We start from the raw sequence: 26,996 nt of genomic DNA, 5'->3' as shown, positions 1-26,996 counted from the left end.
CCGCTGTTAGCTATGCCGTTTTTGCCTGTCGTGCGTGCTCTGGCACGTACTCCCCTGCTGTCAGAGTTGCTCACCCGTCTGGAGCGACAACATCATCTGCCCTTGCGTGGGATTTCCCGCTTGCCGAAGGGGTTAGTCAGCGCCGCCATTGCTCAAACCCGAGCCATTAGTACTTTGCTGGTGGTCACTTCGACCCTAGAGGAAGCGGGGCGCTGGTGCACCCAACTAGAGGCGATGGGCTTTCGAGCGGTGCATTTCTACCCCACCTCCGAGTCTTCGCCTTACGAACCCTTTAACCCAGAGTCGGAAATGACCTGGGGGCAATTGCAGGTCTTAGCAGACTTGCTAGCTTCGCCTCAAGCGGGCAAAACTCTAGCGGTTGTTGCGACCGACCGTGCCCTGCAACCTCACTTACCACCAGTCGAGGTGTTGCGCGACTACTGCCTGGCTTTAGAGCAGGGTATGGAACTCAGCTTGGGAAACCTGGGCGATCAGCTCAGCCGTTTAGGCTATGAGCGCGTGTCACTGGTTGAAACCGAAGGGCAGTGGAGCCGTCGGGGTGATATTGTCGATATTTTCCCGGTCTCCTCTGAACTGCCAGTCCGCCTAGAGTGGTTTGGCGATGAACTGGAGAAGATCCGCGAGTTCGATCCGGTCAATCAGCGTTCGCTGGACCCTGTGCCCTCGGTAGTTCTAACACCGACTGGCTATGCTCCGATCCTGGTGCCCCGGCTTCAAACTCTCGACTTGTCAGCTCACTTGGATGATGAAGCGCAAGAGAAGCTGCTGGAGGGCATTGCACCCGAGGGCATTCGTCGCTTTTTGGGTCTGGCTTATGAGCGCCCAGCCTCTATCCTCGACTACCTGCCTGCTGATAGTTTGATCGCACTGGATGAAGTCGAGCAGTGCCGTGCCCATGCCCAACGCTGGTTTGAGCACGCCGAGGAACAGTGGCAGGAGGTGGGTGGAACTCCGCCCCTACCTCGGATCCATCGCCCTTTTGGTGATCTCCTGGCAGAAGCTCAAGGCTTTGCCCATCTCAGCTTGAGCGAACTGGTAGAAGAGGGCAGTGAGGGGCTGAACCTGGCCAGTCGTGCGGTGCCTGCGATCCCTCACCAATTTGGCCAACTAGCTAAGACGCTACGCGATGAGCGGGATCGGGGCTTCCAAGTCTGGTTGCTTTCAGCTCAGCCGTCCCGAGCTGTGGCCCTATTGCAGGAACACGACTGCCCTGCGCAGTTTGTGCCCAGTCCTCGCGATACTGGCGCCATCGACAAATTGGTGGGGCAACATACGCCAGTTGCCCTCAAATATTCTGGGCTGGCAGAACTCGAAGGCTTCATTCTGCCGAGTTTCCGACTGGTCTTTGTCACCGACCGGGAGTTCTTTGGGCAGCACAGTCTGGCAACTCCCAGCTATGTGCGCAAACGTCGCCGTAGCGCGTCGTTTCAGGTCGATCCAAACAAGCTTAGTCCTGGCGACTATGTGGTGCATAAAAACCACGGCATCGGCAAATTCCTGAAACTAGAAAGCCTGACGGTCAACCACGAAACGCGCGAATACCTAGTTATTCAATATGCCGATGGACTGCTGCGCGTGGCAGCGGATCAGGTGGGGACATTGTCACGCTACCGAGCGGTGGGCAGTGCGGCTCCCGAGCTGAACCGCATGTCCAGCAAAGCCTGGGAAAAAACCAAGGGCAAAGTCAAAAAAGCGGTCAAAAAAGTGGCTGTGGATCTGCTCCAGCTCTATGCTCAACGGGCGCAGCAGCAGGGACATAGTTTTAGCTCTGACACGCCCTGGCAACGGGAGATGGAGGAGTCTTTCCCTTACCAACCCACTCCGGATCAGCTCAAGGCGACCCAAGATGTGAAGCAGGATATGGAAAGTACCCGTCCCATGGACCGGCTAGTCTGTGGCGACGTTGGCTTTGGCAAAACGGAAGTAGCGATCCGGGCCATTTTCAAAGCGGTGAATGCGGGCAAACAGTGTGCGCTGCTGGCTCCGACCACGATCCTGGCGCAGCAACACTACCACACGCTACGGGAGCGCTTCGCACCTTACCCGATTCAAGTCGGTCTACTCAATCGCTTCCGCTCGGCCAATGAGCGTAAGGAAATTCAGCAGCGCCTCGCTACTGGCGAACTCGATATTGTGGTTGGTACGCACCAGCTCTTGGGCAAGGGTATCGTGTTTAGAGATTTGGGGCTGCTGGTGGTGGACGAAGAGCAGCGTTTCGGAGTCAACCAGAAGGAGAAAATCAAGGCTCTCAAAACTCAGGTCGATGTGCTCACGCTGACTGCCACACCAATTCCTCGGACCTTATATATGGCTTTGTCGGGTGTGCGCGAGATGAGCCTGATTGCCACACCGCCGCCTTCGCGTCGTCCGATTAAAACTCACCTATCTCCCTACAATGCGGAGACGGTGCGTTCTGCCATTCGTCAAGAACTTGACCGGGGCGGCCAGGTATTTTATGTGGTTTCTCGCGTTGAGGGTATTGAAGAAATCGCAGGTAAACTGCGCGAGATGCTGCCGGGGGTGCGGCTGGTGATTGCCCATGGCCAGATGCAAGAAGGTGAACTCGAAGCAACGATGCTCACCTTTAACAATGGGGATGCAGATATTCTGTTGTGCACCACGATTATTGAGTCGGGTCTGGATATTCCTCGCGTCAACACGATTTTGGTTGAGGATGCTCAGCGCTTCGGTCTTAGCCAGCTCTATCAGTTGCGCGGTCGGGTTGGTCGAGCTGGAATTCAAGCTCATGCCTGGCTGTTTTATCCCAGAGAAACAGCTCTTTCGGATCAAGCGCGTCAGCGATTACGGGCGATTCAGGAGTTTACGCAGTTGGGTTCTGGCTATCAGTTAGCCGTTCGCGACATGGAAATTCGAGGCGTGGGTAATTTGCTGGGAGCCGAGCAGTCTGGCCAAATGGACGCGATTGGCTTTGACCTTTATATGGAGATGCTGCAAGAGAGCATCAATGAGATTCGCGGTCAAGAAATTCCCAAGGTGGACGATACCCAAATCGATTTGCCACTTACAGCGTTTATCCCGGCTGATTACATTCCCGATCTCGATCAGAAGATGAGTGCTTACCGAGCCGTGGCAACAGTTAGTCAGTCGCGCGATCTCACGCAGATTGCTGCGGATTGGGTGGACCGTTATGGCTCGCTGCCGACTGCTGCTAGTCAATTGCTCAGGGTGATGGAGTTGAAATTGGTCGCCAAGCAATTGGGCTTCTCGCGCATTCGTTTAGGCACGAATGCCGAAGGTGGTAAGCAGCATGTTGTCCTTGAAACGCCAATGGAGGAACCAGCCTGGAACCTGCTCAAAGCCAATTTGCCCAGTCACTTATTGCCTCGCTTTGTCTATCAACGAGGCCAAGTAACTGTGCGCGGTCTAGGTATTCTCTCCGCTGAGAAGCAATTGGAAAGCCTAATCGACTGGCTCGGCAAAATGCAGGGTGCTTTGCCGGAACCTGTGGCTGTCTAATGTAGGCCCAATAGAAATATGACCCGGAAACCGGAACAATGATTTCTGGGTCATCTAGGGCCAGTGCCTACACTCAATTCTCATGGCATTTTTACCGTGTTCCATTACATCCGAGCCAGAGCTGCAAGCAACTCAAAAAGTGATCGATGCTTTGTTGGATCGCAGTGAGCTGACATCAGACGAACAAGACTATCTGAATGTCTTGGGCGCACTGGTGTATGAATACGAGCAGAAGCAGGAACTCGTCCCAGACATTCATGGCGTCGAACTGATCAAAACTCTGATGCTCGACCTAAACCTGCGTCAAAAAGATTTGGTTCCAATCTTCAAAACCGAGTCGATTGTCTCGGAAGTATTGAAGGGACAGCGTAAGCTGACAGCAGAGCATATTCGTAAACTCACTGAGTTCTTTCACGTCTCTCCAGCTGTCTTTTTTGAAGCCCAAAACTAGCTTGACCTGATCGAGTTTCATCGCTTCTATGAGCCAACGAAAATTACTAGAGGGACCCGGTTGGCGCTTGGGTTGGGCACCGGGATCAGAGCTGTTTGTTGGTTTAGTGGGTAGCGATCTCTGGTCACTGGAACTCACCAACCTCGAGTTGCGCGATTTTTGCCGCTTACTGTTGGAATTGAGCGAAAGTATGGCGGCTCTCAAAACTGAGCTAATGGACGAAGAAACGCTAGTCTGTGAGGCCGAAACCGAACAAGTATGGCTGGAAGCACGAGGCTTTCCAGACCGATTTGGTGTGTCATTGCAACTGCAAACTGGGCGTCGGGCTGATGGTCAATGGCAGGCAGAAGCCGTGCCAGGGCTAATCCTGGCGGTACAGGAGCTTCAGCCCTTATTGAACCGTCCAGGCATCAGTGAATGGGTGCAACCGTTCTAACTTGCCCATTCTGACTCGCTCCTTCTAAATTGCTCTTTGTGAATGGCGCTTGAGATTTCTACACAGTCCGCGGCAGGGCAAAAACGGTGATAAGATTGCCCCACTTGCTCGGTTCTGGTAGGGAACAGCTGCCAGAGGTAACGGGGAAAGTTTGGTGAGAATCCAACGCTGTCCCGCAACTGTGACGGAGAAATCTCCTAGCCAGGATGCCCGCCGATGCGCTGCTGAATCTAGTGTGCGAGGTACACCCATGACCGCTTCTTCCCGGCTCTCTGCTAAATCAACGCTGTCTCAGAAAGCGATCAGCTTCACCCTTTCTCTGCCAGTACAGGCCACTCTTTATACATCCTTGTGTGCCTTGATCCTCTGGACTGTCTATTTCTCCACCTATCCAGCGGTGCATAATTCGCTGCACTCCGTGCGCCATCAAACGCTGCTGGTCGGCTGCCACTAGCTCTATGTTGAAATTCAAATCAACAACGCTCCTCAGCCTAATTGGGCTGTTGAGCCTGGCTGTTGTGGCCTCAGCGCGTCTGCCGCAAGCTAGCTTGCAACTCATTACCCAACCGCCGCTTGACCAGTTGGTGCCCTTCGATGCCACGGGGGAAACTGCTCAATCTGCACCCATTTTGACCTTGCAACTCCGAGATGCAGCAGGACAGCCTTTGCCGAAAGCTAAAGTGCACCTGCAACTGTTTGCACCGTCTCACAATCCGTGGTTCTCGACTGATTTTCCAGTAGTTGAAGGAACTCAATTACTAGAGCTGACGGCTGAAACTGAACGCGGCGAATTGCAGCTCCAGCAGATGCTACCGATTCGGGGCAACTATCGACTGGCCGTGGAGGTTTTACCCGTTGATACCGATGCCTTTGCGCCCATTGCCCAAACACTCACATTGCGGGTGAGCGAACACAGCAACAAATATCGCAACTTTGCAATTCTGGCGGTGATGCTTTGGCTGGTGGGTTTAGGTGGGGGTTGGCTGATTGGCAAACCTCAAGTCATCCAACCGGGTGAGATTGCTCCCCAATCGATTCGACTATTGCTGAGTGCTGTTGTGCTTGTGGCAATTGTGGCTTTACTGGTTGTCAATATCAGTGCTGAGCTGGCAGAATCCCACGCGCATCACCATGAGCATTCAGAAGTTTCGTCCGCTCAAATCCCTCAAGGAATTGCCCAATCGCAGGGGTTAGAGGTTCGAATAATCGGCGATACTCAAGCAACTGTTGGACAACTAGCACAGTTGCAAATTCAGGCAATTGATCAACAAACAGGCCAGCCTGCGACTGATCTAGCTTTTCAGATTCAGACCAGGCAACTCGAAGAAAATTGGTTGGCTTTCGCTTATACCGGCACTCCAGATCCGGCTGGGCAACTTGCTTGGCGACAACAATTTTTTGATGGGGCACCGCATCGGCTTGAAGTGACTGTTTTACCGCAGTCAACTGCCGGACGCCAATTTAAGCCTTTTAAAGTTGTACAAGAAATTGAGGCTGAAGGCGTAGCCCCACCGCTATTGGTTCGGCTGATTGCCTTGGGATATTTCACCAGCATCGTGCTTCTGGGCTTGGTTATGGGGTTGTGGCTACAGCGCCGGCAATCCTGGGCTCAAGCTCAAGGTTCGTGATCACTGTGGCAAGTTCAGGCTCAGCTTGATGCCTCTGGGTCAATTCCAAGCGCTCGTAGCTGTTCTTGCAACTGTTCGGCTCTAGTTTGAGCTTGTTGCAAGGCAAGTTCTGCTTGCTCAGCGCGTAGTTGTTCTTGTTCGGCCCGTTGCTGTTGTTGTTGTGCTGCTTCCTCAGGTGTGGGAACTCTCTCGCCCTCTGCTGTGAAGTAGCGCAACTGACCTGCATCAACACCCAAATACAGCTCTAGCTCTTGGCTCCAAAGCCAACCCTGTGCAATAGGGGTGATTGCCTCATACTGCCTGCCATGAAGCCGAAAGCCAGCGAATTCTAAAGTCTCAGGCGAAAACCAGAAATACTCAGGTGTCCGGAAGCGGTCCTGGTAAAGGGTCTTCTTGAGATTACGGTCAGTATCAGCCGTGGAGCTAGACAGTAGTTCAATAATCAAATCGGGGTAGCGGCCATCTTCTTCCCATACCACCCAGGATTTGCGGGGCCGCTTTTCGGTGTCTTTGACTAGGAAGAAGTCTGGGCCTCGGAAGTCGCGGTTGCGTAGTTGTTGGCGGCTGAAGTAGATGGTGAGGTTAGCCCCAATGAAAAAGTCTTCGCGCCCGCGCCAGAGCCACTCCAGACAGGTGACCAAAATCAGCAATTGTAGGTAGTGCAGAGAGCTTTCCATCTCTGGTTCATCGCTTAAGAGCTGGCTGGTATCGGGCATCTGTGCTTCAACGTCTTGAGCGCTATAAGCCATCGCATCCTGCCTTACAGTCACTTCAGGTTTGTATGAGCTGCTCTTGGCTTCCATTGTAAGGATAGGGCTGTAAGGAAGAGAACTCTGTCTACCAGCTCAGCACCAGCACTTCGGAAACTTTGCCACGCCGGTCAGGTCGAGAATTAATCGCTCGACTGGCCTCAATCGAGATCACCCGAAAGTCGGCATACAAGTCGCGAATAAAGGGACAATCGGAATTCGAAAGCATAGTACGGACGCCCCGCATTTGCAGCTGAGCAAAAACATCGCGCAGGGCAATTTGATCCGCCTCACAGAAGCTAAAGCGACTGTAGGCCGTGAAACTACTGGTTGCTGAAATTGGCTGATAAGGTGGGTCAAAGTAAACGAAATCAGCCGGAGTTGCAGTCTCTAAAACCGCCTGAAAGGGCTGCACTGCAATCTCAGCAACCCGGAGCATATCTGAGGTTTGTCGCAGTAGATTCGGATCGTAAATTTGAGGATTGCGATAACGCCCCATTGGGACATTAAAATGTCCCAACGCATTCTCTCGATATAAGCCGTTGAAGCAGGTTTTATTGAGATAAAGAATGCGAGCTGCTCGCTCGACTGAGTTCAGAGTTTGCTGCTTAGGCAGAGCTCGAATCTGATAGTAATAAGCATCACAGTGCTGGGCTTTGTGTTGAGCCAAGAGCTGGATTACTGCTTCGACCTGATCGCGAACACAGGTGTAAAGGTTAATCAGCTCTGGGTTAATATCGGTCAGTACCGCTCGCGCCGGGGCCAGATGAAAAAATACAGCAGCCCCGCCTAAGAAGGGCTCAAAATAAGTTTTGAATTCACTTGGCAAATAGGGCTGATACTGAGCTAACAATCGCCCTTTGCCACCTGCCCATTTCAGAAAAGGTTTCGCCTGTAGTGGCATCAGGAAGGGTTCAGACCGATGACTTTTTTCAAGAAACGGCCAATCGGCTCCAGAATATTCTGAGCGAAGTGATGCTCCTGTTCCTGGTTGGGGATGAGACTCATCATCGTGTGATATTCATCCAGCAACTCGCGCTCCAGGTCCGAAATACGCTCATCAGCAAACAGCGTATTGGCGATTTCAGCCAGCAGTTTACGGCGGCCCTCTTCGCCGGTATCGTTGAGATATTCCACGATCCAGGCTTCAGTTTCAGTGCGTGATACACGCTGCTGGGTCAGCTCTTTGAGTTCCCGATTGTAGGACTCGCCGTAGCGCTGGAGCAGCGTTTGCAAATAGGTCAATTCCGCAGGCTGAAGTGCCCCATCGATCCAGGCAGACCCCAGAACGATTTTGAGCAGTAAACGTTGCTGAGGGTCAGGCTCCATCGCTCAAGCTGCAATTAGATTTTGCTGGAAGAAATCGAGCGTCCGTTCCCAGGCATCCTGAGCCACGGGCTCATTGTAAACCTCAGGTCGGGTGTCGTTGAAAAAGGCGTGATCCACGTCTGGATAAATTCTGGCCTGGATTGAACCGCCCGCCTTACGAATCGCGGTCTGTAATTCGTAAACTGCCTCCGCCGTCACAGAGCTATCGTGCTCGGCAAATAGCCCTAGCACAGGCGCTTTGAGTTTGCTGAAGTCAGGCTTGACATGGGGATGAATGCCGTAAAAATCCACGACTGCGCCAATACTCTGGCTCACCGTCGCTGCCAGCAAGGCCAATTGACCCCCCATGCAGAAGCCCACAACTCCCAGTTTTTGGCTGGTCACGGCTTCGTGGTTTAGCAAAAAGTCTGCTGCGGTTTGCAAATCCTGCGCGGTCTGCTCGATGTTGAGCGCCATCAACAAGCGCCCTGCTTCATCCGGCGAACTAGTCTGCACCCCGTGGAACAAATCGGGAGCCAGTGCCACATAGCCAGCCGCCGCAAAACGGTCAGCAACATCTTTAATGTGCGGCACCAGCCCCCACCATTCCTGGAGCACGAGCAGCCCTGGCCCTGATCCCGATTCCGGGACTGCCAGATAGCCAATGTTTGCGATGTCCGTGCCCATAGTCTTTTCTCTAAACTGCAATCAACCAACTGCAATCAACCAACTGCAATCAACTGGCTGTGATCAACTGGAATCAATCTGGCCCGAGTTTTAGAGCCTCAATTAACTAGGCCCCAACCAACCAGGCCCCAATCCTAAGCCTCAATCGTGACCGACTTGATTTTGTCGCCTTGGCGAATGGCATTGACCACATCCATATCTTCGGTTTTGCCGAAAGCGGTGTGGACACCATCCAAATGTGATTGGGGCGAATGGCAGATAAAAAACTGGCTACCACCCGTGTCTTTGCCGGCATGGGCCATCGACAGCGTACCCGCCAAATGCTTATTGGGATTGCCCTTGGTTTCACACTTAATGGTGTAGCCCGGACCCGCCGTGCCCGTACCCTGTGGGCAACCGCCCTGAATCATGAAATTTGGGATCACTCGGTGGAAATTTAGGCCGTTGTAGAAGCCTTTGTTCGCGAGGTCCACGAAGTTCTTAACGGTGCCGGGGGCGTCTTGATCAAAAAGCTCCAGATGAATGGTGCCTTTGTCTGTTTCCATAATGGCGCGAGTCATGGCTCTCTCCCCGAGATATACGCAGCCTTCACTTTATCAGGCCGACTATCCAATCAAGCCTAACTGGTACGATCAGGGCTGGGCGGACTTCACAGCATAGACGAATATGAAAATTTCCCTCAACTGGTTGCGCGAACTGGTGACCTTCGACCTATCGCCTGAGGCGTTGGCCCATGCCCTGACTATGGCCGGGTTTGAAGTCGAGGAAATCGAAGACCGTCGCACTTGGGCCAAGGGGGTCGTGGTTGGGCATGTGCTCAGCCGCGAACAACATCCCAATGCCGATAAGCTCAGCGTTTGCCAGGTAGATATCGGAGCTGAGAAACCACTGAACATTGTCTGCGGTGCCGCTAATGTCGCTGCTGGGCTATTCGTGCCCGTGGCAACCGTGGGCACTGAGCTACCGAAAATCAGCCTCAAAATTCGTCCCTCTAAGCTGCGGGGCGTGACTTCTGAGGGCATGATCTGCTCGCTAGCCGAGTTAGGATTGTCGACTAAATCTGAGGGCATCCACAGCTTCAACCAGCCAGATCTCAAGCTGGGCTCTGACGTGCGGCCCCTCTTGGGACTGGATGACGTTGTCCTGGATCTCTCGTCCACTGCTAACCGTGCCGATGCTCTAAGCATGGTGGGTATTGCCCGTGAGGTGGCTGCTCTAACCAACGGCCAGCTCAAACTGCCCATCACCCCCAAACTGGAGATTCCTACAGACGCAGCCAGCTCACTGCGGTTGCAGGTTGAAGAACCCCAGGCTTGTCCTGCCTACATTGGCACCTTGATCGAGGGCGTGAAGATTGGCCCTTCGCCAGAGTGGTTGCAGCGTCGCCTTCAAGCTGCTGGTATTCGCCCCATTAGCAATGTTGTAGATGTAACCAACTACGTTCTGTTGGAGTGGGGTCAGCCCTTGCACGCCTTTGATGCCGACCAGTTGCGGCGGCAGGACCCAATTACTGTAGGTGTGCGTTTTGCCAAGTCGGGTGAGACATTAACGACGCTAGACAGTCAGAAACGTGACTTGCAAGCTGCCAACTTAGTGATTACCGATGGTGACAAGCCTATTGCCCTAGCTGGTGTGATGGGCGGTGAAGAGTCCGAAGTGTCTGAACAGACGGTCAATCTGGTTCTGGAAGCAGCTCTGTTTGACCCGGTGGCGGTACGGCGCTCAGCGCGGGCCCAGGGCTTACGCAGCGAGGCCTCAACCCGTTATGAACGCGGCGTCAACTTTGCAGAATTGGAAATGGCCTGTGCCCGTGCCATTGCTTTGATTACCGAGTTGGCTGGGGGCCAGGCGACAGCCCAGAGCATTGCGGATGCGCGTCAAATTCTGCCCCGCACGATTGAGCTGCGTCTGGACCGCGTGGCTCAGGTTTTGGGTCCTGTCGAACCCACCGATGGCGAGAACGCCAATGCTTCTGAGGAAGACGAGTTCGAAGGAGAAATCCCGCCTGAGCAGATCGAGCGCATTTTGACCTCACTAGGCTTTAGCGTGCAGCGCACTGAGGAGCGGGTCTGGACAGTGGGTGTGCCGCCCTATCGCTATCGAGACATGGAGCGCGAGATCGACCTGATCGAAGAGATCGCGCGGCTCTACGGCTACGACAACTTCAGCGATACCTTACCCGCTAAGAGTGAGCTAGGTTACCTCTCGGTCGAGCAGGCTTTACTGCGGCGAATTCGTGAGGCCTTCCGGGCGATTGGCCTGACTGAGCTGATCCACTACTCACTGGTATCGCCCAATGAGAGCGAGCAGTCGGTGCAGGTCCAACTGAGCAATCCTCTGCTGGCAGAGTATTCAGCGCTTCGATACGAGCTGTTGGATGGCCTGGTTGGAGCCTTCAGCTACAACCTTGACCAGGGCAATGGTCCGCTCAACGGCTTTGAAGTTGGGCGGGTTTTCTCTCGCAGCGAGGAGGGCAACAGCGAAGCCGAGCACCTGGCAGGCATTCTTGGCGGTGACAACACCGTGGGAACCTGGCAGCACCAGAATCGGCCTCTGGATTGGTACAGCGCTAAAGGTCTTTTGGAATCGGCCTTTGAACGGCTAGGGCTTAGCGTCGAATATCAACCCGATCGTCGTGATCCCCGCCTGCATCCTGGACGTACGGCTTCGCTCTGGATCTCAGGCGAGCGTCTGGGTAGCTTTGGACAACTCCATCCTCAGTTCCGTCAAGAGCGCGGCTTGCCCGATGAGGTGTATGCCTTTGAGCTGGATCTGTATGTCCTGATGTCTGCGATGGACCGCAGACCTGTGGCAATTTTCAAGCCTTACTCGACCTATCCAGCTTCTGACCGGGATCTTGCCCTGTTCGCGCCGTTGGATCTATCGGTGTCAGAGTTACAACGCACGATTAGCAACGCGGCTGGTCCCCTGCTGGAATCGGTATCGGTCTTTGACGAGTACCGAGGTGAGGGCGTCCCAACCGGGAGGCGCAGTCTGGCCTTCCGCCTGGTTTACCGTTCTAGCGAGCGTACTCTGACCGATCAGGAAGTTGAGCCGGTACACCAGAATGTGCGCGAGGCCCTAGTCGACAAGTTCAATATCAGTCTGCGGAGTTAAGCTGGTGCCCAAGTACGTTCTCTGGGGTTCGTATTGCGACAATGTCGTGGAAAAGCGAGCCCCTTACCGTCAAGCTCATCTAGACAATCTTCAGAAACTGAAGGAGGCAGGTTACCTCGTCACCATCGGTCCAACCCAAGACTTGCGCAAGGTGTTTGGCATCTACGAAGCGAAAGACACCGAAACTGTTAAGGCATGGGTGGAAGCTGATCCCTATTGGCAGAACGGCATCTGGACTGAGTATGAGATCCACGAGTGGATTCAAGCTTTGTGAGATCCAGCTAAGGCCTAGCAGTGTGGAGCTAAGTAGCTAAGCACCAAATGACAAGTCGAGCGACTCGTCAAGCTATAGGTCAAAGAAGGGATGACGAATCCCTGTGCCGTGACGGGTTTGCTGATTACGAGCTTCGATAAAGCGACGGGTCGCCTCGGCCCGGTTTTTCATGAACGCAGCCCAAAAACCGGGCTGAAATTCATCCATGGTTTTCGCTAATGCCCAAACATCAACCGCCAGGATGTCATGGAGAACCTGATCTTTTTGCCGCAGGTCAGCAAGATGTTCGGCCAACTCGGGTGGCATGGAACTCATGGGTGTGGACTGGGCTGAGTTGGTCATCGGAGCGCTCCAGAAATCAAGAATTTGCAACAGGGGACGGAAAAACTCTGCTCAGTTTGGAAACTCTCATTTAACTCCGGATCCAACGGCGCAACCTCCACCAACTGGGTCATTGGTGTATTTATGGCTAAGAGATTCTGTTGTAACTATACTTAGAGGCTCCTGTCCACAGGAGTCTCTTCTATCTTACTCATTGAATCTCTTTGTCACGAATTTCAAGCGGATGCCTTAAGCCTTAGCTAGAGTGAGTTTTAAATGAGACGTATCGTTAAAGCGTTCTATTCGCCACAGCGTACTGTTAAAACGGGACGTTGCTTCAGCGTTTAGCCAGCGTTCCCAGTCCAGCGTTAAGTCGAACCGAGCCGTAGTCGCTACGTTAAAGCCCCAGGTACGGGTCGAACCCAGCAAGGCTGACAATAGATGAGACAGTAGGCCGCCGTGTGTCACGATGAGCACCGGACTCGGCAAAGGAACCTGCAAAATTTTCTGCACAAACTGTTCTGCACGCTTGCGGGCTGACTGCGGTGTCTCTGCCCCCTCGATCGGCAGCCAATCGACATTCTGCTCTAAGCGTGCGCACAACTCCGGGTAACGCTGGCTAGCTTCAGCCCAGGTTAGACCGGTAAAAATGCCCTGATCTAACTCCCTCAACTCTGGACAGATTTGGGAGGGCACTGCCGGTGCCACCCATTGAGCAGTCTGGAGGGCGCGTTTTTGTGGACTGGTATACAGGCAAGCGGGTTGCAGAGCCTGATCTTGGAGCTGCTGTTGCAGTAGGCGGGCTTGGTGAAAGCCATAGGGCGTCAGTTCAGTCTCGACGCAGCCCAGCATCCGGCCCTCTGGATTGCCTTCTGCCTCTGCATGACGAATCAGGATCAGTCGCGTCTGCATTCTAAAGTGTGCACTCTGAATAGGGTAATTGCGGTTTCGGAGACGCTGGCCTTTAGGTAGCTTGCACTCTAGGGTAGTGGCACCGCCTCAGCAGGTTACTCCTCGATACCCACCATGATCGACCTACCGTCTGCTCCCTGCTCTGGACCTAGTTTCAACGCTCCCCCCGCCGCTCGTCCTATCCCCAGCATGGTTCCTTATTCAGTTGAGGCTTTGCTAAGCCGGTACGAAGCCGGAGAACGTGATTTTCAAGGCATTAATCTCAACCTGGCGGATTTGTCGGGTATGAATTTGCAGGGGGTGAACTTGCAGGATGCTCGCTTAATCAAGGCCAATCTGACTGGGGCTAACCTTAGTGGTGCTGACCTGGGCGGCGCGATTTTGCGCGGAGCCTGTTTACGCTTTGCCCGCCTCAGCAACGCCTGCCTGAACCGGGCTCTGTTGAGCGGTGCCGATCTGCGCTTTGCCCGCCTTGACTATGCCAGTCTGGTTGCAGCCGATCTGATTACTACGGATCTCTCGGGTGCTAACCTTAGCAATGCCGATCTCAGCAATGCTGACCTTCGCTACGCTTCACTCTGGTTTTCGGCTCTGCGAGGGGTCCGGTTAGAAGGGGCTGATCTCAAGGGCGCTCGGCTGCGCTTTACCTTCCTGAGCCCCAGTCTCTCTTGAGCCAAGTTCTCGGGCCAGATTTGAGCCAAGCTTCGGGTGATTCAGGTGAAGTCTTGCTGAGTGAGTCTCAAGCTCGAGTGTCTGCCCAACTGGGCACATAGCGCCAACTCTGACGCAACTCCTGCTTGATCGCTTCACAGTCAGGTTCTCGTTGGTGGACGAGCCTCCAGAAGGCAGCAGAATGATTAAGGTGGATAGTGTGGCACAACTCGTGGACAAAAACGTAGCGCACTAGCGGAACAGGCAGAAATAGCAGCTTGTAGTTGACACTAATTGTTTTGCGATCTGAGCAACTGCCCCACCGAGTTTTCTGGCCTCTCACTGAAGCTGTGCTGAAAGGTAAATTCTGCTCTTGGCTGAGTTGTCGGAGCCAGGGCAGCAGATGAGTTTGAGCTTTGTAAGTCAACCAATCCCGTAAGGCTCGGTGGCATCCAGCAACTGAAGTGACTGCCCCACTAACCACCAACCGCCTTGCGTCCTGTTCTGCAATCTTCTGTTCAGTGATTTTAAGAACAGGGTTAGAGCTGGGTTGATACTCAACTGTCCAAGTTTCACCAATCGCGCGCAATTCTATGGTTTCAGGGAGTTGGGCAGGCGGTTCGCTGGCTAGAACTTGACACTGCGCTTCTAACCGCTTGAAGGCGGATTGAATCCAGGTCTGCTTCTGTTGGATCAGTTCTGGAATTCGCCTGTGATCAAAGCCTACCGGCACAATTACTTCTAAGCCGCTCCGAGCTGAAATTCTCAAGCGAGCATGTTTGGCTCTGGAGCTTTCGCGAATGCTGTAGTTCGGTGCTGCAGTTATTTGCTGTTGGGGATTTTGGCGAGAGGCTGGCATGGAATTTTGGCTGAGGCTAAGCAGAATGTAGCAGTTTGCGAGACTGGCTTCAGCAAGCATCTCCTGCCAGATTACAGCTAGGCTGTTACATCAGGTCGTCACCTCGTTAGGTTGTCATATCACGGAGTAAGGGAGCCGCCAGCATGATTGCTACGCCCCGCGTCAGAGCCCCAGAACTGCCCCGAAATCAACCCTGGCTCAACACTGAGCAGCCCTTATCGCTGTCGCAATTGCGGGGGCGGGTTGTGCTTTTAGATTTCTGGACCTATTGCTGCATCAACTGTTTGCATGTTCTGCCCGATCTCAAATTTTTGGAGCAGAAATATCGAGATGCGCTCACCGTGATTGGGGTCCATTCGGCTAAGTTTCAAAACGAGCAGGAAATCGAAAACATTCGTGCCAGCATTCTGCGCTACGACATTGAACATCCGGTGTTGGTGGATAACGAATTTCGCGTGTGGCAGGAGTATGCAGTTCGGGCTTGGCCCACGCTGGTGCTGATCGACCCCGAGGGCTACTATGTTGCTCACGCTTCTGGCGAGGGCAACCGTGACGCCCTCGATGCTGCTATTGCTCAGCTGATCGCCGCCAGCCAGGAGCGGGGCAAGCTCAACTTCCAGGAGTTGCAGCTCAAACTGGAGAAACAAAGCCGACCGCTTACCACTCCCCTAGCTTTCCCCGGCAAGGTTCTAGCTGATGCGATCGGCGAGAGGTTATTCATCGCAGACTCAGGCCACCACCGCCTGGTCGTCACCAGTCTTGCCGGTGAGGTTCTAGCGGTCATTGGCACTGGTAGCCGAGGCCATGCGGACGGCAGCTATGAAGAAACTCAATTCTCTGCGCCGCAGGGCATGGTTCTAGATGTTGAGCGCCAGTGGCTCTATGTTGCTGATACCGACAATCATCTGCTGCGTCGCGTAGATTTGCAGGCCCAGATCGTGACCACGATTGCCGGAACTGCGGAGCAGAGCCATCAGATCCAGCCCCACGCGGGTCCTGCGCTCTCAACAGCACTGAATTCTCCCTGGGATTTGGAACTAGTCGAGGGACGGCTGTTTATTGCGATGGCTGGCCCTCACCAGATCTGGCAGATGGATCTTGAGCGTGAATTGGTAAGCACCTATGCCGGTACAGGGGCTGAAGCTTGCGTCGATGGTCCGCTCACAGATGCCGCCTTTGCTCAACCGAGTGGCATCACTAGCAACGGCAAAGAGTTGTTTGTTGCTGATAGCGAAACTAGTACCATCCGGGCTGTGGAATTGGGGGCTAATCCCCAGGTGCGGACTGTGTGCGGCAGTGGTGATTTATTTGGCTTTGATGACCGTGACGGCATCGGCAGTGAAGTGCGCTTACAACACTGTTTGGGCGTGGAATATGCTCAGGGATCGCTTTGGGTCGCAGATACCTATAACCACAAAATTAAGCGGGTCGATCCAGCTACTGGTGAGTGTCAAACGGTGGCTGGTTCCTCGGCTGGATTGGCCAATGGTGAACGACAATTGGCTCAATTTAGAGAGCCTTCTGGTCTCAGTTTTGCAAATGGCAAGCTTTATATCGCCGATACCAACAACCATGCGATTCGTTGTCTGGAGTTGACAACTGGTAAGGTCATGACTTTCAAGATTAGGAGCTTGTGCGCGCCTGATCTTTGCTTTCCAGAAGACCTCAATCCTGAAGAGTAAGTGCTCTTTCTAGATCTCGTAGCTAGTGCTCTAGCGAGCGATTTTCGCGCTCGATAAGTGATGCTACCTCTTGCAGCATCACTTTTGCTCTGATAGGGCAAGCCGTATACCTAGGCCCACTAACACAGTGCCAGCTAGATACCTAAGCATCTCGACCAATATTACTTGTCCTGCTAATCGATCTCTCAGAGTTCCAGCAACATAGCCCAGTGTTCCATAGATCAAGAAGCACAGTGTTGTAAAAGTCAATCCGAGGGCAAACAACTGTATCCCTACTCGGCTCGGGTTCGGATCCACAAATTGTGGCAGAAACGCTATGAAGAACAAAATACCCTTGGGGTTCAAAACGCTGGTAATGATGCCCTGCCAGACAACACGGTTGAGCTTATTAGAATTGGCTCCTGCTGAAGCAATGGTCAGACGCTGTTTGCTCAGTAAGGTTTGGATACCTAGATACAACAGATAAGCTGCGCCTGCATAACGAATAATCTCAAACGCCGCTGCTGACGATTGTAGGAGGGCAGAGAGCCCAAGCACAGCAAAAAACGTATGGATAACATAGCCTGAACAGATGCCTAGAGTGGAAAGTAGCGCAGTTCTGCGTCCCTGCGCAACTCCACGGGTTATCACATAAAGCATGTCAGGCCCTGGTGTGATAATCAACAGTGTAGCAGTCGTCAAAAACAGAAGAAAACCCGGTGGTTGCATTGAAGTAGTGCTCCCTCAACCTGTATGAGGCGAGCTTATAATGTCTGAGTTCTACTTGGCTTGGATGAAACTGCGCCCTGTTATGTAATGGCTGGCACCTAACAACTTGCTGAGTTTCTAGTTGCCAAGTGGTGACGTTGCTCAATCCAAACCCGTATCTGCGTCTCGGAGACTTGGTAAATGGCTTGTTCTGTCGTTGGATCATAGGCACTCCACCAAGTATTGCCAGTGTAGTCATCAACACACCAGACGCGTAGCTCACATTCTCTGCTCAAGGTCTTAATAAAAAGCTGCCTGAGCTCCCCTAACTTCTGGTTAAGAACTTGAAGTAATGAAGATGGTTCCAGGCCAATACCTAGGCGAGCACTCATGTCAAAACCCTCTGGTAATTGCTAATAGGTTCACTTTAAGAACTGTGCCGCCATTAATCAAAACACTGTCTATATCTCATCCATCACTAAAATCGATGGATCAGTGTTAGTATTCTCCAGAGTTCAAGGATATGGCTGATCTAGGCCCTGCGCATGAAGCACAATCGTTCCAATCAGTTGAAGCTATCTCAATTGCGTATTCTGATTGCAGCGGCAGAGTACAGCAGCTTTAGCGAGGCGGCTCTACAGCTAGGGATGTCGCAATCGGCAGTTAGCAATGCTATTGCTGTGCTAGAGGCAGATTTAGGGGTGGTCTTATTCTCGCGCGGTCGCTACGGCGCTCATCTTACACCAATTGGTGAGCGGGTCATTAGCCATGCCCAGCAGATGATGCAACTGCAAGAGGAGATCTTTAAAGATGCGAATCTAGCAAGAAGCTTGCAGGGCGGACAGGTTCGAATTTCAGCTTTTCGCACTGTTTCAACGCATATTTTGCCAGAGGTAATGGCTCAGTTTCGTCAACGCTTTCCTGATATTACCCTCAGTATTATTGAGCGATTTGACTCGCCTAGTGTTGAAGAAGATTTGCGTAAGGGGCGTGCTGAAATTGGTTTTGCTGATTACTCAATGAGTGACGAATTTGAGACTTGGGAACTGTTGCGGGATGAGTGTTTAGTGCTGTTCCCGCCTAACTTTAAACTCATCGGCTCAGAACTCAGTTGGGAGCAGTTGTGCAATTATCCCCTGATTATGGGACCGGATGGCGATAGCTGTGACCAACAGGTTTATGCCCATTGTGCAGCTCTGGGCAAATCTTTACAGGTTGCTTATCAATTCAAAGCCGATTCCACGATCGTGAGTATGGTTGCTCAAGGCTTGGGTGCAACGATTATTCCCCGCCTGGCAGCGAACCCGATTCCAGATAATGTCCAGGTATACAGCTTGCCCGTTCCCTTCTTTAGAATTATTAGGGTAGCTACTCTGGCTGGTGCTCTTCTGCCCCCAGGCGTCTTCGCGTTTTTGGATCTGCTGAGAAATACAGGCAAGCTAACCAAAATATAAAGCGTTCGAAGTGATGAGGTGTCTTAGCCAAAACTGTTTAGCGAGGCTACCTCATCACTTTGATTTCATCACTTCAAGCAAGTCCCGATGCATAATGACCTTGGCCTAATGATCTCGGCCTAATGATCTTGCCGTAATGAGCGATTCAGCGCACTCAGTAAAGCTTTGCCAGAAGCAAGGCTAATGTTGGGATCGACGCCCACACCGAAGGCGAATGTCCCTTTATGTCGCACTTGAATATAGGCAGCTGCTTTGGCATCAGTACTCCGACTTAAAGCGTGCTCGTAGTAAGCTGTGAGTTCAAAAGCAATGCCTAGCTCATTTTGTAATGCTTTGGCCAAAGCATCGATGGGTCCATTGCCTCTGCCTGTGATCTCTCTGCAATTGCCGTCAATGCTGATTTCAGCGTCGCAAGTGACCTGTTCATCCTCGCTGCTTTCTGAAATTCGGAATTTTTGGAGTTTCAGGGGCGAGATCGCATCAATGTACTCATTGAAAAAGGCATGCCAAATCTCAGCGGGTTTCAGTTCTTTGCCAGTGTGATCAGCGATGCGTTGAATGATTTGACCAAACTCAGGCTGCATGGGTTTGGGCAATTGGAAGCCGAATTCCTGATCCAATAGATAAGCAATCCCCCCCTTACCCGATTGGCTATTGACGCGAATGATCGACTCATAGGTGCGGCCAATATCGGTCGGGTCCATCGGTAGATAGGGAACCTCCCAAATCTCGCTTTGGCTCTGGGTGTAGTGAGCCATGCCTTTGCTAATTGCATCCTGGTGAGAACCGGAAAAGGCGGTAAATACCAATTCTCCAACGTAGGGATGCCGGATATGAGTCGTGATATTGGTGCAGCGCTCAACCACATCAACAATTTCGTCAATATTGCTCAAATCCAAGTTCGGATCAATGCCCTGTGTGTACAGGTTGAGCGCTACCGTGACCAAATCAACGTTGCCGGTTCGTTCGCCATTGCCTAACAGGGTTCCTTCAACGCGTTCAGCGCCAGCCATCATACCCAATTCGGTACTGGCCACGCCTGTGCCCCGATCGTTGTGCGTGTGCAGGCTAACAATTGCTAGGTCACGCTGCTTGAGGCGTCGGCAGAACCACTCGATTTGATCAGCGTAGGTATTCGGGGTGCAGAGTTGCACGGTCTCTGGCAAGTTCAAGATAATTTTGTTGTCTGGTGTAGGCTTCCAAACATCAATCACGGCCTCACAGATTTCGACGGCGAAGTCAACTTCTGTACCAGAAAAGCTCTCTGGAGAATACTCCAAAGTAATCTTGGTTTCGGGCATCGTGCTTGCCAATTCTTTAATTAATTGAGTCGCTTGGGCTGCGATCTCAATAATCTCTGGCTTGCTCTTTTTGAAAACAACGCGCCGTTGCAATTCTGAAGTTGGATTGTAGAGGTGAATGATCGCTTGCTTGGCCCCGCGCACCGATTCAAACGTCCTGCGGATCAAATGCTCACGCGCTTGGGTCAGGACCTGAATCGTGACATCCTCCGGGATTCGGTTCTCTTCGACCAAAGTCCGTAGAAAATTGAACTCGACCTCTGCGGCTGAGGGGAATCCGACTTCTATTTGTTTGAACCCGACCTTCACCAGCAGGTTAAACAGCTCAAGCTTCTGGGCCAGTGTCATCGGCACCACCAGGGCTTGATTACCATCGCGTAGATCGACTGAGCACCAGAGTGGGGCTTGCTCAATCACTCTGGAGGGCCACTGCCGGTCTGGCAAGGTGATGGCGGTAAAGGGTCGGTACTTATAGAAGGGCAGCTTATGCATGGATTCAGGCTCCTAGTCGCGAGAAATTACGCAACCTCATATAGAGACCTTAAGCCTATCGGTTGGTTGAGGTCTTGGACGGAACTGCGCTCTCTCGGGGAGGAGTTCTGGAGGCGTGCCAAGTGCCCCACCATTGCCGGGCAATACTCAGTTCTCTGCAAGGATCAGCCACTGAGCAAACTGTGCCGGTACTGGCCTGGGGTTATGCCAAATGTCCGTTTGAACAGGCGATTGAAGTGGCTTTGGTCGAAGAAGCCGTTAGTTAACGCCACCTCACTAATCGATTGTCGGCTTGTCCGCAATGCCTGCTTAGCTCTTAAAACTCGAATCTGACGTTGATAGGCATGGGGAGGTATACCGACACTGTGATGAAAGGTGCGGATTAAGTAATAGGGGCTGAGATTTGCCAATTGCGCCAGTTCATCGATAGACACATCAGCAGCATAATGAGCTTCGAGGTAGTTGCGTACCTTTTCTACCGCCGTTAGCTCTTTGCCCACGGGTCGCAGTTCGCAGTGTTCATCCGCATGGTTGGATATGAGCTTAGAGAGGGTGCATAGCAGCAGCGAATCGCGCTCAAGTTTGGAGGTGGGATGTTCGAAAGCCGTGAACAACCGCTGAACTAGCTTCCTGACTCCTTCGTCCCACACGGCTGTTTTAGGAAAATAGGGCAGCCCTTTACCCCGCCACTCGGTTTGCCCAATCACTTTTTGCAAAAGCAGTACATCAACATAAAGGTTGCGATAGGCCCAACCAGCGTCTGTGACGGCACCCCCCGTGTGAACTTCGCCAGGATTGAGCAGATTGAGACTACCTGGATAAACGGTGTGGGTTTCGCCTCGGTAGGCGTATGCTCCCTGTCCCCCATCATTGATGCCGATGGTATAGCTTTCGTGCATGTGCTTAGCATAAGTATGCTTCAGCAGCCTTGCACTAAAGAGTTCAATGCCGCAGGTGTCAGCGGGTACCCATAATTTAACGAACTCTTTGGTTGGCTCCATCGGGGCGACCAGAGATAAGGGAATCTGTACCCAACATAGTAGGCCGAATTGCAGTGAGCTAGGCTTTCAGCCTAGAAAAGTCATGACCTTGGAATCTATCGACAGCCTAATGTACAAAAATCAAATCCCCACCCTGCGTAATCGAACTGGATTCAGGAATGGTTATGATGAGAGGTGATAGTTGAAATACATGAAAGTATAGGACTGCTTGAATAAACCAGAAGCTTGAGGTATCGGAGTTTAAAATTAAATGGTTATGCAAGCGCAGGAAAAAATCGCTATTCCCCTGAAGAATACTTAGAGCTAGAGGTTGATTCAGAAGAACGTCATGAGTATATTGATGGTGAAATTGCTCGGATGACAGGTGGTACGCCGAACCATAATCAAATTGCTGGCAACCTCTATGCAGCTCTAAATTTTGCCTTAAAGCGACAACCCTATCGAGTTTTTGTAACTGACCAACGTCTCTGGATCCCCAAGAAACTTAACCCTATCCTCTATTCCATTCCAAATCTTGCTCGCTGAAATCTACGATAAAGTGGACTTCAATGCGCAAGAGTAAGTTGGTCTAATTTGCCTTATGCTGACTTTTAACTGGTAACATTTCTGAAAACATGAGCTTCTTTCTTAGTCGCTGTACTCTGGATTAAGAGCCAGAGCCGGGGCTAGAGCAATAGCCAGATCTAAGGTCGAAAACAAGAGCATCCTTTTCTCTTGAATTATGAAGCGAATTCAGGACGAGGCAACGTTTTGGCAGGATCCCGAACTTGATGGTGTTGAAATTCTCCACGCCCATTACGTTACGCAATCCTTCAGCCGACATACTCACAATGCCTTTGTAATCAGTTTGATTGAGCAAGGTGAGGGTGCGTTTTGGTATCGAGGGAGCCTGCGCCATTCCTCGGCAGGAAGCCTTGGGCTATTGAATCCAGATGAACCCCACACTGGACATGTTCTCGGCAACATTGGCTGGACGTATCGGGCACTTTACGTCGATCCAGGGTTGCTGCTGCGAGTTGCCCAAGACATTGCTGAGCGGCCTTGGAATGGCTGCTGGTTTCCAGAACCGGTTGTTCAAGATCGACGCGTGGCTCAATCAATACGGACGCTTCATCGGCTGTTGATTGAGCCGAGTTCTACCCTGGAACGGGAGTCGGCTTTGCTGGTTGCCCTGTCTCAACTTCTGCTCCGCCATGCAGAACGTCCCCCTAGCTTGCAACGAAGAGGCCCAGAACATCGTGCGGTTACCCAGGTGCGGGAATACATTGATGTTTGCTATGCAGAAAACTTGTCACTCCAAAAACTGGCTGCACTTGCTCAGTTGAACCCCTTTCATCTGGCGCAAGTTTTTCGCAAAACCGTGGGACTGCCGCCCCATGCCTATCTCAATCAAGTGCGAGTGGCGCGTGCCAGAACCTTGATTGTGGCTGGTGAGCCGATTGCGCAGGCAGCCCAAGCCACAGGTTTTGTCGATCAAAGCCATTTGACTCGTCGTTTTAAGCAGGTACTCGGCTTTACTCCTGGACAGTTATTCAAACGTTCTTAGGCCCTACCCCAAGAATGTACAAGATGCCTGGCTTGAATGCCCCCACAGTAGTAAAAGCTACAATATCAGGGGGTTTTCATGGTCCAACCTGGCAAAAAAACTAGCAGAAAAACCGAAGGCAAAAAACGACCAAAATTGCTCCTTTCTATCCAACAACCACTCACGCAGGCTTACCTCAAACTAGCCGTAATGACGCTCATTTGGGGAGGATCTTTTATTGCGGGACGGGCGGTCGTTCAAACGATTGGTCCCTTCTCAGCTGCCTTTTGTCGATACGCAATTGCCACGCTGCTTTTACTGTTTCTTACGATTAAGTTGGAGGGGGGATTGCCCCGACTGAAACGGCAACAGCTTTTGCCGGTAATAGCGCTGGGTTTGAGCGGTATTTTTGCTTACAATGCTTTCTTTTTCTTAGGACTGCAAACGGTTGAGGCCAGCAGGGCTTCTCTGATTGTCACAACCAACCCAACCGTGATTGCCCTCAGTGCCGCTCTGGTTTTCAGGGATAAGTTGACTCGTTCTAAGTGGGCAGGTATCCTCACCGCCCTGCTTGGCGCTGCCCTTGTGATTACCCGAGGCAATCCTCAAGCCCTTTTAGCGCAAGGGATTAGTTCTGGGGATCTGTTTCTGCTGGGATGTGTTGCCAGTTGGACAGTTTACACCCTAGTTGGTAAGCGATTGATGGTGACTTTATCACCGTTTGCCGCTACGACCTATGCCTGTTTAGTGGGTACGCCGCTTTTTCTAATTCCTGCGATTCAAGAAGGGCTTTTGCAGGAGTGGCAGACGTTTTCGCTTTCGGTTTGGCTTGGCATTCTTTACCTTGCTGTTCTGGGAACCGTGGTTGCTTTCTGCTGGTACTACGAAGGTTTGAAAGCAATTGGTCCCACGAAAGCTGCAATTTTTATCAATCTTGTGCCCGTAGTTGCTGTGACTTTGGCCGCGCTCCTGCTAAATGAACCTTTAACCCCAGTGTTGCTTTTGGGTGGGCTATTAGTTCTGATCGGTGTTTCACTGACCAATCGCTCTTAAATGAGCATTCGGACCCTCATAAGTAGCGAATTCCTTGAGCCAAACCTCGACAAACCCCGGTTAAAAAATCCAAGTCAAGTGTTTCCAGGCGGTCACTCGCTTTATGGTAGTGGGGATTGCGCAGATAAGCCGTATCCGTGACCATCAACGCTCGATAGCCTCGATCCCAAAAAGGCGCGTGATCGCTGGCACGGGTTGCCGGCACAAGCTGTCCTTTTTGACCTGCAGGCAACCATTGGCAAGGCACGCCAACCTGGCGAATTCGACGGCTGAGACCAATGAGATCAGGTAGAGTGGGCAAATTGCCAACTAGTGCAATAAAGTTGCCACAGTTGGGATAAAAATACTGCAACCCCGTTGGATAGCGCTGCGATCCAGGGGCCGTAGTGCAGTAGCCCAACATTTCCAAAGACAGCATCAAGCGCAATGATTGCTGCTGTTCTCGGAGGAAATCGGCATAGCCTTGGCTACCCAACAGGCCATATTCTTCCAGGTCGAAAGCAACCAGACGCAGCGGATGTTTGGTTGGCTCAGCACTCAGCAAACGAGCCAGTTCTAGCAGGGCTGCAACGCCTGTCGCATTGTCATCGGCACCCGGTGAGCCGGGCACAGCATCGTAATGAGCACCAATCAGAATTGGCGGTTTTTGAGCTGCAGTTTGTCCAGACGAGGAAGGCAGATTCAGAATTAGATTTTGGTGGCGCTTGCCGCGAACTTCAAACTCATGAACCTCTACCGCTCCCCATCGCTCAAATTGCTGGCGAATATACTGCTGCACGTAGAAATGACCGGCAGTTGCCAGGTAGGGATCGCGTTCGCGTACCACTTCTTGCAAATGAGCTTGCAACCGCGCTTTGAGGTCGTCCAGTTCGCCCAGCTCGTTTGAATGGCTTAAGCTGTTCCCGGTCATGAACGAGCAGGTCCGCTCGGACCCGATTGACCCCGCAGAATGCCGCTGTAGAACAGGCGTGTGACGGCCTCATAAGCCCAGTGACCAGTGGGCACGTCAGTAAAGGGCGGCTCAAATTGCGAAATCGGAGTTTGGTAAACCGTTGCCAGTGGTAATGGGGCTTGGCTACGGCGAATCTGCGTGGCCTGGAGAGGCTGGGCTGGCTCAACGGGTGCTGCTGTCGGTTGTCCTTCACGCATAACTGGAGCCGGTTCGGGTTGGGTCTGGGCCTGCGCTGGCAGCGCAGAGGCCATGACCAGCAGCCCAAATGCCAGTAAATATCGCCAGGAAGAACGGACCATGCTTAGTGCTCCTATGCTCTATTTTCTATTTAACTGCGAGTTGCTGGCGACTGCAGGGTCAGAGCCTTTGGGAGCTGTCTATCGGGAGACGCACTTCAAAGCAGGTTTCTCCTGGCCGTGAGCTAAGGCGAATATCTCCCTGGTGCTTTTCCACCACAACCCGATAGGCAATATTGAGGCCCAATCCCGTACCACTGCCAACGCCCTTAGTCGTGAAGAATAGGTCAAAGATACGCGATTGCAAGTTTGGTGGAACGCCTGGGCCGTTATCGGTGATGGTTATGACTGCACAGTCGTTCTCGCAGCAAGTTCGAATCGAAATTTGTCCCTGTTCTTCTTGGCTTGTGTTCGCGTTTGTATTGATATTTTTGGCGCTTGTCTGATCTGTGTGTGTATCTTTTCTAGGGTCATTGACCGCATCAATAGCGTTGTCGATGAGATTGGTCCACACCTGATTTAGTTCACTTGCATAAGCTCGAATGGGCGGTAAACTGCGGTCATAATCACGGGTAACTAACACACCTTTCAACTTGTGCTTCAAGATCGTGAGTGTACTCTCCAGCCCTTCATGCAAGTCCACTTCTTGCAAGGGGGCTTGGTCTAAATAGGAGTAGTCCTTGACGGCTTGCACGAGCTTAGAAATGCGCTCAGTGCTGTGCTGAACCTCAGCTAATAACTCGGCTTGGGCTAAAGTTGCCTCTAGCCAGGTCAACACGTCGCTTAGCAATTCGGGGGCAACCTGTTCTTTGAGCCTCTCCAGCCAAACTACATCCAATCCAGCTCGGACTAAATTCGGGGCCAGTTGCCAACCCGCAACAACTCCGCGTGCCTCTAGCCAGTCTGTCAGTTTATCTTCTAGATCGCTCTGGGTTAGAGGGTCAAGCTCCACTCGCGCTTGGGTTGGATGGAGCAAGGTCTGCTGTGAGTCTGCTAAGAAAGCCTGCTGGGCAGGCAGCATTGGCCGTTGACCTAATCTGAGCGTAAGGGGGTGCAATGTTTCTAAGGTCTCCTGCAACTGTCTAGCAGCTCGTTGACCGGCTGAAGCAGGGTTATTCAGCTCGTGAGCGAGACCCGCGGCTAGAGTGCCAAGAGCAACCAGTTTTTCACGTTGTAGAGACAAAGATTGCACCTCCTGCCAACGCTTCGCCATCGTGCGTAGAATGGCAACCGTGACAGTCGGGGCAGTCATCAGCAAACGCCAAAAAACCTCGTTTTCTAATTCGAGAATGTGGCAGGGGGTAACAGCACGCCCACTGGCCCAAAAATGAGACATGCCCATTAAAATCGGCAGTTCCCCAAAGAGCGTGGGCGTGGAGTGCGTAGTTAGAAGAATTTCTTGTTGCTCAATCGTTTGTATAATTTGAAACTGTCCTGAAAGCAGCAAAAAGACGTGTTCAGCAGGCTCACCTTCTGCTCGCAAAACTTCGCCAGGTTGCAACCAAAGCTCAGTTCCCTGTTCGGCCAGCCAATGCAGTTGCTCCTGTGGGAGAGCAGCAAGCAGTGACACCTGACGTAACGTATCGAGGTGGAGCATCATGACACCTAAACGAGGCCCAAAGGAATCCCAGTCAAGCTCAATGTGGCTTCAATTTGACTCCTTGATGCTACTGCTATTCCCTCTCCCACAAACTCTAACAATAAGTTGATTTAGAAGTTGAT

General features: G+C 52.2%; 27 protein-coding genes and 1 riboswitch. Of the genes, 13 read left to right on the top strand and 14 right to left on the bottom strand.

Annotation, left to right across the window (positions count from 1 at the left end):
* The first annotated feature begins 12 nt into the window (after positions 1–12).
* The 5 genes from mfd (at position 13) to H6F94_RS22180 (ending at position 6,013) form a co-directional block, all read left to right on the top strand.
* Entirely contained in the window at positions 13–3,498 is a 3,486-nt protein-coding gene (gene mfd, locus H6F94_RS22200) for a transcription-repair coupling factor (RefSeq protein ID WP_190804412.1), read from the top strand.
* A gap of 82 nt (positions 3,499–3,580) precedes the next feature.
* Positions 3,581–3,949 carry a helix-turn-helix domain-containing protein gene (locus tag H6F94_RS22195; RefSeq protein ID WP_190804411.1) on the top strand — a complete coding sequence of 123 codons (369 nt, stop codon included), beginning with the start codon at positions 3,581–3,583 and terminating at the stop codon, positions 3,947–3,949.
* Positions 3,950–3,977: 28 nt separating this feature from the next.
* Positions 3,978–4,385, top strand: coding sequence for a DUF1818 family protein (locus H6F94_RS22190; protein WP_190804410.1), 408 nt, complete (start codon positions 3,978–3,980; stop codon positions 4,383–4,385).
* A 92-nt stretch (positions 4,386–4,477) separates the two neighbouring features.
* Positions 4,478–4,617, top strand: a riboswitch (cobalamin riboswitch).
* Between the two features lie 18 nt (positions 4,618–4,635).
* Positions 4,636–4,839 (top strand): CbtB domain-containing protein, encoded by a 204-nt coding sequence (locus H6F94_RS22185; protein WP_190804409.1) that lies wholly within the window; start codon positions 4,636–4,638, stop codon positions 4,837–4,839.
* A 4-nt stretch (positions 4,840–4,843) separates the two neighbouring features.
* Complete coding sequence (locus H6F94_RS22180) at positions 4,844–6,013, top strand: hypothetical protein (protein WP_190804408.1); 1,170 nt, start codon at positions 4,844–4,846, stop codon at positions 6,011–6,013.
* Positions 6,014–6,033: 20 nt separating this feature from the next.
* Here H6F94_RS22180 and H6F94_RS22175 read toward each other — a convergent pair whose 3' ends face one another.
* The 5 genes from H6F94_RS22175 to H6F94_RS22155 form a co-directional block, all read right to left on the bottom strand.
* The gene (locus H6F94_RS22175; RefSeq protein WP_313949350.1) at positions 6,034–6,783 is read right to left on the bottom strand and encodes a Uma2 family endonuclease; all 750 of its coding nucleotides are present in this window, start codon (positions 6,781–6,783) and stop codon (positions 6,034–6,036) included.
* Between the two features lie 67 nt (positions 6,784–6,850).
* Positions 6,851–7,666 (bottom strand): DNA adenine methylase, encoded by an 816-nt coding sequence (locus H6F94_RS22170; RefSeq protein ID WP_190804407.1) that lies wholly within the window; start codon positions 7,664–7,666, stop codon positions 6,851–6,853.
* Positions 7,666–8,091, bottom strand: coding sequence for a tellurite resistance TerB family protein (locus tag H6F94_RS22165; protein ID WP_190804406.1), 426 nt, complete (start codon positions 8,089–8,091; stop codon positions 7,666–7,668). Before H6F94_RS22165 ends, H6F94_RS22170 begins: the two co-directional genes overlap by 1 nt.
* 3 nt (positions 8,092–8,094) lie before the next feature.
* Positions 8,095–8,757, bottom strand: a complete 663-nt coding sequence (locus H6F94_RS22160) for a dienelactone hydrolase family protein (RefSeq protein WP_190804405.1) — start codon at positions 8,755–8,757, stop codon at positions 8,095–8,097.
* 134 nt (positions 8,758–8,891) lie between these two features.
* Positions 8,892–9,317 carry a peptidylprolyl isomerase gene (locus tag H6F94_RS22155; protein WP_190804404.1) on the bottom strand — a complete coding sequence of 142 codons (426 nt, stop codon included), beginning with the start codon at positions 9,315–9,317 and terminating at the stop codon, positions 8,892–8,894.
* Positions 9,318–9,423: 106 nt separating this feature from the next.
* On the opposite strand from H6F94_RS22155, the gene pheT reads away from it, so the two are divergent.
* Entirely contained in the window at positions 9,424–11,874 is a 2,451-nt protein-coding gene (gene pheT / locus H6F94_RS22150; RefSeq protein ID WP_190804403.1) for a phenylalanine--tRNA ligase subunit beta, read from the top strand.
* A gap of 4 nt (positions 11,875–11,878) precedes the next feature.
* Entirely contained in the window at positions 11,879–12,148 is a 270-nt protein-coding gene (locus H6F94_RS22145) for a YciI family protein (protein ID WP_190804402.1), read from the top strand.
* A gap of 72 nt (positions 12,149–12,220) precedes the next feature.
* Here H6F94_RS22145 and H6F94_RS22140 read toward each other — a convergent pair whose 3' ends face one another.
* Together H6F94_RS22140 and H6F94_RS22135 are read right to left on the bottom strand one after the other, a co-directional pair.
* Positions 12,221–12,490: a hypothetical protein gene (locus H6F94_RS22140; RefSeq protein WP_199320578.1), complete on the bottom strand. Its 270-nt coding sequence runs from the start codon at positions 12,488–12,490 to the stop codon at positions 12,221–12,223.
* A 228-nt stretch (positions 12,491–12,718) separates the two neighbouring features.
* Entirely contained in the window at positions 12,719–13,381 is a 663-nt protein-coding gene (locus H6F94_RS22135; RefSeq protein ID WP_190804401.1) for a histidine phosphatase family protein, read from the bottom strand.
* Positions 13,382–13,495: 114 nt separating this feature from the next.
* Between H6F94_RS22135 and H6F94_RS22130 the strand changes: the two genes are divergently transcribed.
* Entirely contained in the window at positions 13,496–14,053 is a 558-nt protein-coding gene (locus tag H6F94_RS22130) for a pentapeptide repeat-containing protein (RefSeq protein ID WP_242041331.1), read from the top strand.
* A gap of 67 nt (positions 14,054–14,120) precedes the next feature.
* Here H6F94_RS22130 and H6F94_RS22125 read toward each other — a convergent pair whose 3' ends face one another.
* The gene (locus H6F94_RS22125) at positions 14,121–14,891 is read right to left on the bottom strand and encodes a M48 family metallopeptidase (protein WP_190804400.1); all 771 of its coding nucleotides are present in this window, start codon (positions 14,889–14,891) and stop codon (positions 14,121–14,123) included.
* Between the two features lie 143 nt (positions 14,892–15,034).
* On the opposite strand from H6F94_RS22125, the gene H6F94_RS22120 reads away from it, so the two are divergent.
* The gene (locus H6F94_RS22120) at positions 15,035–16,573 is read left to right on the top strand and encodes a thioredoxin-like domain-containing protein (protein WP_190804399.1); all 1,539 of its coding nucleotides are present in this window, start codon (positions 15,035–15,037) and stop codon (positions 16,571–16,573) included.
* Positions 16,574–16,651: 78 nt separating this feature from the next.
* On the opposite strand, the gene H6F94_RS22115 is transcribed toward H6F94_RS22120, so the two are convergent.
* Entirely contained in the window at positions 16,652–17,281 is a 630-nt protein-coding gene (locus H6F94_RS22115) for a LysE family translocator (RefSeq protein ID WP_190804398.1), read from the bottom strand.
* Positions 17,282–17,805: 524 nt separating this feature from the next.
* On the opposite strand from H6F94_RS22115, the gene H6F94_RS22110 reads away from it, so the two are divergent.
* A complete protein-coding gene (locus H6F94_RS22110) occupies positions 17,806–18,714 on the top strand; it encodes a LysR family transcriptional regulator (protein WP_190804397.1) in 909 nt (302 codons plus the stop codon).
* Positions 18,715–18,833: 119 nt separating this feature from the next.
* Here H6F94_RS22110 and leuA read toward each other — a convergent pair whose 3' ends face one another.
* On the bottom strand, positions 18,834–20,507 hold the full coding sequence (gene leuA / locus H6F94_RS22105) for a 2-isopropylmalate synthase (RefSeq protein ID WP_190804396.1): 1,674 nt from the start codon (positions 20,505–20,507) through the stop codon (positions 18,834–18,836).
* Positions 20,508–20,671: 164 nt separating this feature from the next.
* The gene (locus H6F94_RS22100; RefSeq protein WP_190804395.1) at positions 20,672–21,508 is read right to left on the bottom strand and encodes an AraC family transcriptional regulator; all 837 of its coding nucleotides are present in this window, start codon (positions 21,506–21,508) and stop codon (positions 20,672–20,674) included.
* A gap of 225 nt (positions 21,509–21,733) precedes the next feature.
* On the opposite strand from H6F94_RS22100, the gene H6F94_RS22095 reads away from it, so the two are divergent.
* The 3 genes from H6F94_RS22095 to H6F94_RS22085 all read left to right on the top strand — a co-directional run bounded on the left by H6F94_RS22095 (position 21,734) and on the right by H6F94_RS22085 (position 24,086).
* On the top strand, positions 21,734–22,033 hold the full coding sequence (locus H6F94_RS22095) for a Uma2 family endonuclease (RefSeq protein WP_190804394.1): 300 nt from the start codon (positions 21,734–21,736) through the stop codon (positions 22,031–22,033).
* A gap of 196 nt (positions 22,034–22,229) precedes the next feature.
* Positions 22,230–23,054, top strand: a complete 825-nt coding sequence (locus tag H6F94_RS22090) for an AraC family transcriptional regulator (RefSeq protein ID WP_190804393.1) — start codon at positions 22,230–22,232, stop codon at positions 23,052–23,054.
* A 78-nt stretch (positions 23,055–23,132) separates the two neighbouring features.
* The gene (locus H6F94_RS22085; protein WP_190804392.1) at positions 23,133–24,086 is read left to right on the top strand and encodes a DMT family transporter; all 954 of its coding nucleotides are present in this window, start codon (positions 23,133–23,135) and stop codon (positions 24,084–24,086) included.
* 16 nt (positions 24,087–24,102) lie between these two features.
* On the opposite strand, the gene H6F94_RS22080 is transcribed toward H6F94_RS22085, so the two are convergent.
* Genes H6F94_RS22080 through H6F94_RS22070 form a run of 3 tightly spaced genes read right to left on the bottom strand, consistent with a single transcriptional unit; the run spans position 24,103 to position 26,874 of the window.
* Complete coding sequence (locus H6F94_RS22080) at positions 24,103–24,996, bottom strand: M28 family peptidase (protein WP_190804391.1); 894 nt, start codon at positions 24,994–24,996, stop codon at positions 24,103–24,105.
* Complete coding sequence (locus H6F94_RS22075) at positions 24,993–25,337, bottom strand: S-layer homology domain-containing protein (RefSeq protein WP_190804390.1); 345 nt, start codon at positions 25,335–25,337, stop codon at positions 24,993–24,995. The genes H6F94_RS22080 and H6F94_RS22075 overlap by 4 nt, the downstream gene beginning before the upstream one ends.
* 58 nt (positions 25,338–25,395) lie before the next feature.
* Positions 25,396–26,874 carry a sensor histidine kinase gene (locus tag H6F94_RS22070; protein ID WP_199320577.1) on the bottom strand — a complete coding sequence of 493 codons (1,479 nt, stop codon included), beginning with the start codon at positions 26,872–26,874 and terminating at the stop codon, positions 25,396–25,398.
* Positions 26,875–26,996 lie beyond the last annotated feature (122 nt).

The sequence above is a fragment of the Leptolyngbya sp. FACHB-261 genome (genome assembly GCF_014696065.1).
Classification (GTDB): domain Bacteria; phylum Cyanobacteriota; class Cyanobacteriia; order FACHB-261; family FACHB-261; genus FACHB-261.
This window is presented reverse-complemented; position numbering and strand designations above follow the sequence as displayed.

Bases quoted from the DNA above. Each gene is read 5' to 3' on its own strand.
- H6F94_RS22110 (WP_190804397.1), top strand. From the start codon at position 17,806: ATGAAGCACAATCGTTCCAATCAGTTGAAGCTATCTCAATTGCGTATT.
- H6F94_RS22085 (WP_190804392.1), top strand. From the start codon at position 23,133: ATGGTCCAACCTGGCAAAAAAACTAGCAGAAAAACCGAAGGCAAAAAA.
- H6F94_RS22170 (WP_190804407.1), bottom strand. From the start codon at position 7,666: ATGCCACTACAGGCGAAACCTTTTCTGAAATGGGCAGGTGGCAAAGGG.
- leuA (WP_190804396.1), bottom strand. From the start codon at position 20,507: ATGCATAAGCTGCCCTTCTATAAGTACCGACCCTTTACCGCCATCACC.
- H6F94_RS22075 (WP_190804390.1), bottom strand. From the start codon at position 25,337: ATGGTCCGTTCTTCCTGGCGATATTTACTGGCATTTGGGCTGCTGGTC.
- H6F94_RS22115 (WP_190804398.1), bottom strand. From the start codon at position 17,281: ATGCAACCACCGGGTTTTCTTCTGTTTTTGACGACTGCTACACTGTTG.
- H6F94_RS22130 (WP_242041331.1), top strand. From the start codon at position 13,496: ATGATCGACCTACCGTCTGCTCCCTGCTCTGGACCTAGTTTCAACGCT.
- H6F94_RS22180 (WP_190804408.1), top strand. From the start codon at position 4,844: ATGTTGAAATTCAAATCAACAACGCTCCTCAGCCTAATTGGGCTGTTG.
- H6F94_RS22090 (WP_190804393.1), top strand. From the start codon at position 22,230: ATGAAGCGAATTCAGGACGAGGCAACGTTTTGGCAGGATCCCGAACTT.
- H6F94_RS22125 (WP_190804400.1), bottom strand. From the start codon at position 14,891: ATGCCAGCCTCTCGCCAAAATCCCCAACAGCAAATAACTGCAGCACCG.
- H6F94_RS22190 (WP_190804410.1), top strand. From the start codon at position 3,978: ATGAGCCAACGAAAATTACTAGAGGGACCCGGTTGGCGCTTGGGTTGG.
- H6F94_RS22100 (WP_190804395.1), bottom strand. From the start codon at position 21,508: ATGGAGCCAACCAAAGAGTTCGTTAAATTATGGGTACCCGCTGACACC.
- H6F94_RS22185 (WP_190804409.1), top strand. From the start codon at position 4,636: ATGACCGCTTCTTCCCGGCTCTCTGCTAAATCAACGCTGTCTCAGAAA.
- pheT (WP_190804403.1), top strand. From the start codon at position 9,424: ATGAAAATTTCCCTCAACTGGTTGCGCGAACTGGTGACCTTCGACCTA.
- H6F94_RS22160 (WP_190804405.1), bottom strand. From the start codon at position 8,757: ATGGGCACGGACATCGCAAACATTGGCTATCTGGCAGTCCCGGAATCG.
- mfd (WP_190804412.1), top strand. From the start codon at position 13: ATGCCGTTTTTGCCTGTCGTGCGTGCTCTGGCACGTACTCCCCTGCTG.
- H6F94_RS22070 (WP_199320577.1), bottom strand. From the start codon at position 26,874: ATGATGCTCCACCTCGATACGTTACGTCAGGTGTCACTGCTTGCTGCT.
- H6F94_RS22120 (WP_190804399.1), top strand. From the start codon at position 15,035: ATGATTGCTACGCCCCGCGTCAGAGCCCCAGAACTGCCCCGAAATCAA.
- H6F94_RS22140 (WP_199320578.1), bottom strand. From the start codon at position 12,490: ATGACCAACTCAGCCCAGTCCACACCCATGAGTTCCATGCCACCCGAG.
- H6F94_RS22195 (WP_190804411.1), top strand. From the start codon at position 3,581: ATGGCATTTTTACCGTGTTCCATTACATCCGAGCCAGAGCTGCAAGCA.
- H6F94_RS22080 (WP_190804391.1), bottom strand. From the start codon at position 24,996: ATGACCGGGAACAGCTTAAGCCATTCAAACGAGCTGGGCGAACTGGAC.
- H6F94_RS22165 (WP_190804406.1), bottom strand. From the start codon at position 8,091: ATGGAGCCTGACCCTCAGCAACGTTTACTGCTCAAAATCGTTCTGGGG.
- H6F94_RS22135 (WP_190804401.1), bottom strand. From the start codon at position 13,381: ATGCAGACGCGACTGATCCTGATTCGTCATGCAGAGGCAGAAGGCAAT.
- H6F94_RS22155 (WP_190804404.1), bottom strand. From the start codon at position 9,317: ATGACTCGCGCCATTATGGAAACAGACAAAGGCACCATTCATCTGGAG.